This is a genomic window from Citrobacter sp. wls827 (genome assembly GCF_005280875.1).
Lineage (GTDB): Bacteria > Pseudomonadota > Gammaproteobacteria > Enterobacterales > Enterobacteriaceae > Citrobacter > Citrobacter youngae.
The window spans coordinates 102,402-111,043 of record NZ_SZWR01000001.1; the positions used below are offsets into that span (position 1 = coordinate 102,402).

At 53.4% G+C, this 8,642-nt stretch carries 9 protein-coding genes; 7 read left to right on the plus strand and 2 right to left on the minus strand.

Annotated features, from left to right (window positions below; genetic code table 11):
• Positions 1 to 139: AcrZ family multidrug efflux pump-associated protein (locus FDX03_RS00465; protein ID WP_137345452.1), on the minus strand; the 139-nt coding region annotated here is incomplete at its 3' end.
• A gap of 130 nt (positions 140 to 269) precedes the next feature.
• Between FDX03_RS00465 and modE the strand changes: the two genes are divergently transcribed.
• From modE to gpmA, 7 genes are all read left to right on the plus strand, one after another.
• Positions 270 to 1,058 (plus strand): molybdenum-dependent transcriptional regulator, encoded by a 789-nt coding sequence (gene modE / locus FDX03_RS00470; protein ID WP_086523629.1) that lies wholly within the window; start codon positions 270 to 272, stop codon positions 1,056 to 1,058.
• A 66-nt stretch (positions 1,059 to 1,124) separates the two neighbouring features.
• Positions 1,125 to 2,597: a molybdate ABC transporter ATP-binding protein ModF gene (modF, locus tag FDX03_RS00475; RefSeq protein WP_137345334.1), complete on the plus strand. Its 1,473-nt coding sequence runs from the start codon at positions 1,125 to 1,127 to the stop codon at positions 2,595 to 2,597.
• Positions 2,598 to 2,816: 219 nt separating this feature from the next.
• Entirely contained in the window at positions 2,817 to 3,833 is a 1,017-nt protein-coding gene (galE, locus tag FDX03_RS00480; protein WP_040232497.1) for a UDP-glucose 4-epimerase GalE, read from the plus strand.
• 9 nt (positions 3,834 to 3,842) lie between these two features.
• Positions 3,843 to 4,889, plus strand: coding sequence for a galactose-1-phosphate uridylyltransferase (gene galT / locus FDX03_RS00485; protein ID WP_137345335.1), 1,047 nt, complete (start codon positions 3,843 to 3,845; stop codon positions 4,887 to 4,889).
• A gap of 3 nt (positions 4,890 to 4,892) precedes the next feature.
• Complete coding sequence (gene galK, locus FDX03_RS00490; RefSeq protein ID WP_137345336.1) at positions 4,893 to 6,041, plus strand: galactokinase; 1,149 nt, start codon at positions 4,893 to 4,895, stop codon at positions 6,039 to 6,041.
• Positions 6,035 to 7,075, plus strand: a complete 1,041-nt coding sequence (gene galM, locus FDX03_RS00495; protein ID WP_137345337.1) for a galactose-1-epimerase — start codon at positions 6,035 to 6,037, stop codon at positions 7,073 to 7,075. The genes galK and galM overlap by 7 nt, the downstream gene beginning before the upstream one ends.
• A gap of 220 nt (positions 7,076 to 7,295) precedes the next feature.
• Positions 7,296 to 8,048, plus strand: coding sequence for a 2,3-diphosphoglycerate-dependent phosphoglycerate mutase (gene gpmA / locus FDX03_RS00500; RefSeq protein ID WP_061067550.1), 753 nt, complete (start codon positions 7,296 to 7,298; stop codon positions 8,046 to 8,048).
• A 57-nt stretch (positions 8,049 to 8,105) separates the two neighbouring features.
• On the opposite strand, the gene FDX03_RS22880 is transcribed toward gpmA, so the two are convergent.
• A partial coding sequence (locus FDX03_RS22880; protein WP_249356955.1) for an autotransporter outer membrane beta-barrel domain-containing protein occupies positions 8,106 to 8,642 on the minus strand: 537 nt, incomplete at its 5' end.

Here is an 8,642-nt window from a genome sequence, read left to right on the forward strand (position 1 = left end):
GTCTGGATTGGTCTTTCTGACCGATACCGGAAAAAATGTTGAACACTTCACCCAGTCCGTAAATCAGTCCCAGAATGATGGCCATTACCACAGGTACCATGATTACGGCGAATACCAGACTTTTCAATAACTCTAACATGGTCAACTCCAGATATAGTCCTTAGCTGTATTCTAACCACATAACACAGAAAAGCACTCCCCTTTTGTGCGGTCGGCTTTGCTCAGGCGCGGTTTTCCGTCACAATACCCTTTTTTGCCAGGAGCTTGTTATGCAGGCCGAAATCCTACTTACACTGAAACTTCAGCAAAAACTGTTTGCCGATCCCCGCCGCATTTCTCTGCTTAAGCACATTGCGCTTTCCGGCTCCATCAGTCAGGGCGCGAAGGATGCAGGTATCAGTTATAAAAGCGCCTGGGACGCGATTAACGAAATGAACCAGCTTAGTGAGCAGACACTGGTAGAGCGCGCCACCGGAGGCAAAGGCGGCGGCGGTGCAGTGTTAACCCGCTACGGCCAGCGCCTGATTCAGTTGTACGACCTGCTGGCGCAAATTCAGCAAAAAGCCTTCGATGTCCTCAGCGATGACGATGCGGTTCCACTTAATAGTCTGCTGGCGGCCATCTCTCGTTTTTCACTGCAAACCAGCGCTCGTAACCAGTGGTTTGGCACAATAACCGCGCGCGACCACGACCAGGTTCAGCAGCATGTTGACGTCCTGCTGGCTGATGGCGCAACCCGGCTGAAAGTCGCGATTACCGCGCAGAGCGGTGAACGTCTGGGGCTTGATGAAGGCAAGGAAGTCTTGATCCTGTTGAAAGCGCCGTGGGTCGGAATTACCCAGGATGACGCTATCGCTCAGGCCGCCGATAACCAATTGCAAGGCACCATCAGCCATATCGAACGCGGCGCGGAACAGTGCGAGGTATTGATGACGCTACCAGACGGTCAGACGCTGTGTGCGACCATTCCGACAGAAAATACCGCGACGCTGCACGAAGGCGCGAATGTCACGGCCTATTTCAACGCAGACAGAGTGATTATCGCAACGCTGTGCTGAGTGATTGACATCGGCCTGAAGAACACGTATCCCTGTTATTAATCGCTGCAGATAATGGGATACAAAATGTCATCATTGCAAATTTCGCAAGGCACGTTTCGTCTGAGTGATACCAAAACGCTTCAGTTGAATTCGTTGACGTTAAACGCGGGTGATAGCTGGGCGTTTGTGGGGTCTAACGGCAGCGGAAAATCCGCACTGGCGCGTGCGCTCGCCGGAGAATTACCGTTACTAAAAGGCGAACGCCACAGCCAGTTCACGCGTATAACCCGTCTCTCCTTTGAGCAACTACAAAAGCTGGTCAGCGACGAATGGCAGCGTAACAACACCGATCTTCTGAGCCCAGGCGAAGACGATACCGGGCGTACTACTGCGGAAATTATTCAGGATGAGGTCAGCGATCCTGCTCGCTGTGCCGCCCTGGCACAGCAGTTTGGTATTACCTCACTGCTCAGCAGACGTTTCAAATACCTTTCCACCGGCGAAACGCGGAAAACTCTGCTCTGTCAGGCACTGATGTCTGAACCCGATTTGCTGATCCTTGATGAACCGTTTGACGGACTGGATGTGGCTTCACGTTGCCAGTTGGCAGAGCTGCTCGCAGCGTTACATGAGGCCGGTTTTACGTTAGTGCTGGTGTTAAACCGCTTCGATGAAATTCCCGAGTTCGTGCAGTTTGCCGGCGTGCTGGCCGATTGCACATTGACAGAAACTGGTGAAAAAACGGGTCTTCTGCAACAAGCGTTAATCGCCCAACTTGCCCATAGTGAACGACTTGATGGTATTACCCTGCCCGAACCGGATGAGCCTTCCGTACGTCGCATATTGTCTGAGAACGAACCGCGGATTATGCTCAACGACGGGGTCGTTTCCTATAATGATCGCCCGATTCTTCATCATCTGAGCTGGCGGGTAAACCCAGGGGAACACTGGCAGATTGTCGGTCCAAACGGTGCGGGAAAATCAACGCTGCTCAGTTTAATCACCGGCGATCATCCGCAGGGCTATAGTAATGATTTGACGCTGTTTGGCCGTCGTCGGGGTAGCGGTGAAACTATCTGGGATATCAAAAAACACATCGGTTACGTCAGCAGCAGCCTGCATCTGGATTACCGGGTAAGCACTACGGTGCGCAACGTCATTCTCTCAGGCTACTTCGATTCCATCGGTATTTATCAGGCCGTATCAGACAGACAACACAAGCTGGTACAACAGTGGCTGGATATTCTGGGAATGGATAAACGCACTGCAGACACCCCTTTCCACAGCCTTTCCTGGGGACAACAGCGGCTGGCGCTGATTGTGCGCGCGCTGGTTAAACACCCTACGCTATTGATCCTTGATGAACCCTTGCAGGGCCTGGACCCGCTAAACCGCCAATTGATCCGCCGCTTCGTTGATGTTCTGATCGGTGAAGGTGAAACCCAACTGCTGTTTGTTTCCCACCATGCTGAAGATGCACCCGCCTGCATTACCCACCGACTGGAGTTTGTGCCCGAAGGCGATATCTACGCCTATCAACAAACATCACTGCGTTAATTTTCATGCCTGGGCGCGCTAATGCGCCCTTTTTTAAGCCTGATTTTTCAGATAAAAGCTGCAATCATTGAATAACACAATGATTTAAAATCAAAAAATGCAATTCAGACGTTGAGAACCGGCATGTGTAAACGATTCCACTAATTTATTCCATGTCACACTTTTCACAACTTTGTTATGCTATCTTCATTACATGATATAGGCATAACGGAGCGAATTATGAGAGTATTGGTTACAGGTGGTAGCGGTTACATTGGAAGCCACACTTGTGTGCAGTTGCTTAAGAATGGCCACGACGTCGTGATCCTTGATAACCTCTGCAACAGTAAGCGCAGCGTACTGCCCGTTATTGAGCGTTTAGGTGGAAAACATCCGACATTCGTCGAAGGTGATATCCGTAACGAAGCGCTGATCACCGAAATCCTCCACGATCATGCCATCGATACGGTCATCCACTTTGCCGGTCTGAAGGCCGTCGGCGAATCCGTTGCTAAACCGCTGGAGTACTATGACAACAACGTCAACGGCACTCTGCGTCTGGTCAATGCGATGCGCGCCGCGAACGTGAAAAACTTCATATTCAGCTCCTCCGCCACAGTCTATGGCGATCAGCCGCAAATTCCTTACGTTGAAAGCTTCCCGACCGGTACACCACAAAGTCCGTACGGCAAAAGTAAGCTGATGGTGGAACAGATCCTGACCGATCTGCAAAAAGCACAACCTGAGTGGAGCATCGCGTTGTTACGCTATTTCAATCCGGTTGGCGCACATCCGTCAGGAGACATGGGCGAAGACCCGCAGGGCATCCCTAACAATCTGATGCCTTACATCGCGCAGGTTGCCGTGGGCCGCCGTGAGTCTCTGGCCATATTTGGTAATGACTACCCGACCGAAGACGGTACCGGCGTTCGCGATTACATCCACGTGATGGATCTTGCCGACGGTCACGTTGTCGCAATGGAAAAACTGGCGGGCAAACAGGGTGTGCATATTTACAACCTTGGCGCTGGCGTTGGTAGTAGTGTACTGGATGTGGTCAACGCCTTCAGCAAAGCCTGCGGTAAGCCAGTGAACTACCATTTTGCTCCGCGCCGCGACGGCGATCTGCCTGCCTACTGGGCCGATGCCAGCAAAGCAGACCGCGAACTTAACTGGCGCGTGACGCGTACACTGGATGAAATGGCACAAGATACCTGGCACTGGCAATCACGCCATCCACAGGGATATTCGGATTAAGGACCAATCATGACGCAATTCAATCCTGTCGATCATCCACATCGCCGTTTTAACCCGCTCACCGGGCAGTGGATCCTCGTTTCACCGCATCGCGCCAAACGCCCATGGCAAGGGGCGCAGGAAACTCCGTCTAAGCAGGTACTGCCCGCGCATGATCCGGACTGCTTCCTGTGCGCGGGCAATACGCGCGTTACCGGCGACAAAAACCCGGATTACACCGGGACCTATGTCTTCACTAATGACTTTGCCGCGCTGATGTCTGATACCCCGGACGCGCCGGACAGTCACGATCCGTTGATGCATTGCCAGAGCGCACGCGGTACCAGCCGCGTGATCTGCTTCTCGCCCGATCACAGTAAAACGCTGCCAGAGCTCAGCGTCCCTGCGCTGACAGAAATTGTACAGACGTGGCAGGAACAAACCGCAGAGTTAGGCAAAACCTATCCCTGGGTGCAGGTATTTGAAAATAAAGGCGCGGCGATGGGCTGCTCGAACCCGCACCCCCACGGACAAATTTGGGCCAACAGTTTCCTGCCCAACGAAGCCGAACGTGAAGATCGCCTACAGAAAGCGTACTTCACTGAACAGGGCACGCCAATGCTCGTTGATTACGTCCAGCGAGAACTGGCGGACGGCAGCCGTACGGTCGTAGAAACCGAGCACTGGCTGGCGGTTGTCCCTTACTGGGCTGCATGGCCGTTCGAAACGCTGCTGCTGCCGAAAGCGCATGTCCTGCGTATTACCGATTTGACCGACGAACAGCGTGCTGACCTGGCGCTGGCGTTGAAAAAACTGACCAGTCGTTATGACAACCTGTTCCAGTGCTCTTTCCCCTACTCTATGGGCTGGCACGGCGCGCCGTTTAACGGCGAAGAGAATGACCACTGGCAGTTGCACGCACACTTTTACCCGCCGCTGCTGCGTTCCGCGACCGTACGTAAGTTTATGGTTGGTTACGAAATGCTGGCGGAAACCCAGCGTGACCTGACGGCAGAACAAGCGGCTGAGCGACTGCGTGCGGTCAGCGACATCCATTTTCGCGAATCCGGAGTTTAAATAATGAGTCTGAAAGAAAAAACACAATCTCTGTTTGCAGAAACGTTTGGCTACCCTGCCACCCATACCATTCAGGCTCCGGGTCGCGTAAACCTGATAGGCGAACACACCGATTATAACGACGGCTTCGTTCTTCCCTGCGCCATCGACTATCAAACCGTCATCAGTTGTGCGCCGCGCGACGATAGAAAAGTTCGCGTGATCGCCGCTGATTACGACAATCAGATTGATGAGTTCTCACTCGATGCGCCGATTATCGCCCACGATAGCCAGCAATGGTCGAACTACGTGCGTGGCGTGGTGAAGCATCTACAAAAACGCAGCAATGCCTTTGGCGGCGCAGATCTGGTGATCAGCGGTAATGTCCCGCAAGGCGCGGGTCTAAGCTCTTCCGCCTCGCTGGAAGTGGCTGTGGGCACCGTGTTCCAGCAGCTCTATCACCTGCCGCTCGACGGCGCGCAGATCGCCCTGAACGGCCAGGAAGCGGAAAACCAGTTTGTCGGCTGTAACTGCGGCATTATGGACCAGCTCATCTCCGCGCTGGGCAAGAAAGATCATGCGCTGCTGATCGACTGCCGTACGCTGGGCACCAAAGCCGTTTCCATGCCGGAAGGTGTGGCGGTGGTGATCATCAACAGTAACTTTAAACGTACGCTGGTTGGCAGTGAGTACAACACCCGTCGCGAACAGTGTGAAACCGGCGCGCGTTTCTTCCAACAGCCAGCGCTGCGTGATGTCAGCCTTGAAGCGTTTAACGCCGTCGCCCACGAGCTGGATCCGATTGTCGCCAAACGCGTTCGCCACGTCATCACGGAAAATGCGCGTACCGTTGAAGCAGCACAGGCGCTGGAAAAAGGCGATCTGCTACGCATGGGCCAACTGATGGCGGAATCTCACGCTTCAATGCGCGATGACTTTGAAATTACCGTGCCGCAAATTGATACGCTGGTAGAGATTGTCAAAGCGACCATCGGCGATAAAGGCGGTGTACGCATGACCGGTGGCGGCTTCGGCGGCTGCATCGTGGCGCTGATCCCACAAGATTTGGTGCCTGCCGTGAAGCAGGCTGTCGCCGGGCAGTACGAAGCAAAAACCGGTATCAAAGAAACATTCTACGTCTGCAAACCCTCACAAGGAGCCGGACAATGTTAAACGAAATCCCCGTGCAGGCTCCGGACGGTCAGCCGTTTCGCCTGCTCACCCTGCGCAATGACGCTGGGATGGTGGTCACGCTGATGGACTGGGGCGCAACCCTGCTGTCTGCCCGTATTCCGCTCAGCGATGGTAGCGTGCGCGAAGCATTACTCGGTTGCGCCAGCCCGGAACAATACCCACAACAGGCCGCATTTTTGGGGGCCTCGATTGGCCGCTACGCTAACCGTATCGCCAACAGCCGTTATACTTTTGCCGATGAAACCGTTGAATTAATACCAAGCCAGGGCGACAACCAGCTGCACGGCGGGCCGGACGGTTTCGACAAACGTCGCTGGCAGATAGTCAATCAGAATGACCGTCAGGTGCTGTTCGCCTTAACGTCTGACGATGGCGATCAGGGCTTTCCGGGTCACCTCTGCGCCACCGCGCAATATCGCCTGACCGATGATAACCGTATTTCGATTACCTATCGTGCGACAGTGGATAAACCCTGTCCGGTGAATCTGACGAATCACGTTTATTTCAACCTCGACGGCGACAAAACGGATGTCCGCCAGCACAAGCTGCAGATTCTGGCCGATACGTACCTGCCGGTTGATGAAATGGGTATCCCGCATGACGGACTGAAACCCGTGGCGGGCACCTCGTTCGATTTCCGTGCACCTAAACGCATCGACAGCGAGTTTCTGACCGATGACGATCAGCGCAAGGTGAAAGGTTACGATCACGCTTTCTTGTTACAGACGCAAGGCGATGCCCGCAAACCGGTCGCCATGGTCTGGTCCCAGGATGAAAAACTGCAAATGGAGGTCTACACCTCTGCCCCGGCGTTGCAGTTCTATTCCGGTAACTTCCTCGGCGGCACACCATCCCGTGGGCCTGACGCCTACGAAGACTGGCAGGGACTGGCGCTGGAAAGTGAGTTTCTGCCTGACAGCCCAAATCATCCGGAATGGCCGCAGCCAGACTGCTTCCTGCGACCGGGCGAAGAATACGCCAGCGTGACGGAATACCGGTTTATTCCTGCCTGATAGTTAACCGTGACGAGTCGATACCCGGCTCGTCATTTATCCCCACGCGAGATCCGCTCAAAACCACCCCACTCAAAGACAAAATCGCAACCTTGAGTTCACAAGAACCTTACACTGTGCCGCTATTTTCGCTATGGTTATGCGTAAGCATTGCCGCTGACACTTTACGGCAATATAATGAGAATTATTATCATTCAATATGATTTATAGGAGTGAGTGTATGGCTATAACTAAGCTGGTTCTGGTACGTCATGGTGAAAGTCAGTGGAACAACGAAAACCGCTTTACCGGTTGGTATGATGTTGACCTGTCTGAAAAAGGCGTGGGCGAAGCAAAAGCGGCAGGTAAACTGCTGAAAGAGGAAGGCTACAGCTTCGATTTTGCTTATACCTCTGTGCTGAAACGTGCCATCCACACCCTGTGGAATGTCCTGGACGAACTGGATCAGGCCTGGCTGCCGGTTGAGAAATCCTGGAAACTAAACGAACGTCATTACGGCGCACTGCAGGGGCTGAACAAAGCCGAAACTGCTGAAAAATACGGTGACGAGCAGGTTAAGCAATGGCGTCGTGGCTTTGCGGTCACCCCACCGGAACTGACTAAAGATGACGAGCGCTATCCGGGTCACGATCCGCGTTATGCCAAACTGACCGACAAAGAACTTCCGGTCACCGAAAGCCTGGCACTGACTATCGATCGCGTTATCCCTTACTGGAATGAAACCATTCTGCCGCGCATGAAAAGCGGTGAGCGCGTCATTATTGCCGCTCACGGCAACTCCCTGCGTGCGCTGGTGAAATACCTGGATAACATGGGCGAAGATGAGATCCTCGAACTGAACATCCCGACCGGTGTACCGCTGGTGTATGAGTTCGACGAAAACTTCAAGCCGATCAAACATTACTATCTGGGTAACGCTGACGAGATCGCAGCAAAAGCTGCAGCGGTAGCCAACCAGGGTAAAGCGAAGTAATTTCATCAGGCCTACAAGCTTGCTTGTAGGCCTGATTACTCTGTTTTTTATGTCACTTTACCAGCTGTAACGGACGTCCAGGCTACCGTTGAGATCGCCATAATCATTACGTCCCTTTTGCCCAGCAACCTGACCCGTGATGCTCCACTGGCTATTCAGATTCGCCTGAATACCTACTTTCACCTCGGCGCGATCTGCCGGAAGATCCTGCTTCACCTGCGCGCCATCAAACGAAACGGCAACATCATCGCTGGTGTGTAACCAGTTCACCTCCGCAAACGGCTGGATAACCGACGTGGTATTCTTGTGCAGCTTGCCATCTACCCGCAGTCCGAGGCGCGTGGTCCAGCTGTCACCGTTTTGTCCGTCAATACGCGTTCCATTCTGCACAACCGCGTCCGCTTTATATTGTTGCCATGTCACCTGAGCCTGTGGCGTCAGGCTGACAGTGTTCAGGTTTTCAAGTCCGATGTCATACCGATAGCCCGTTTCCAGAGAAACAGCGCTGGCTGTCGAATCATAATCTTTTGAACCCACGTCGCCGTTATTTACGCTGTTATTGTAGAGGCCGTACTGGTACCAGCTATCCACATA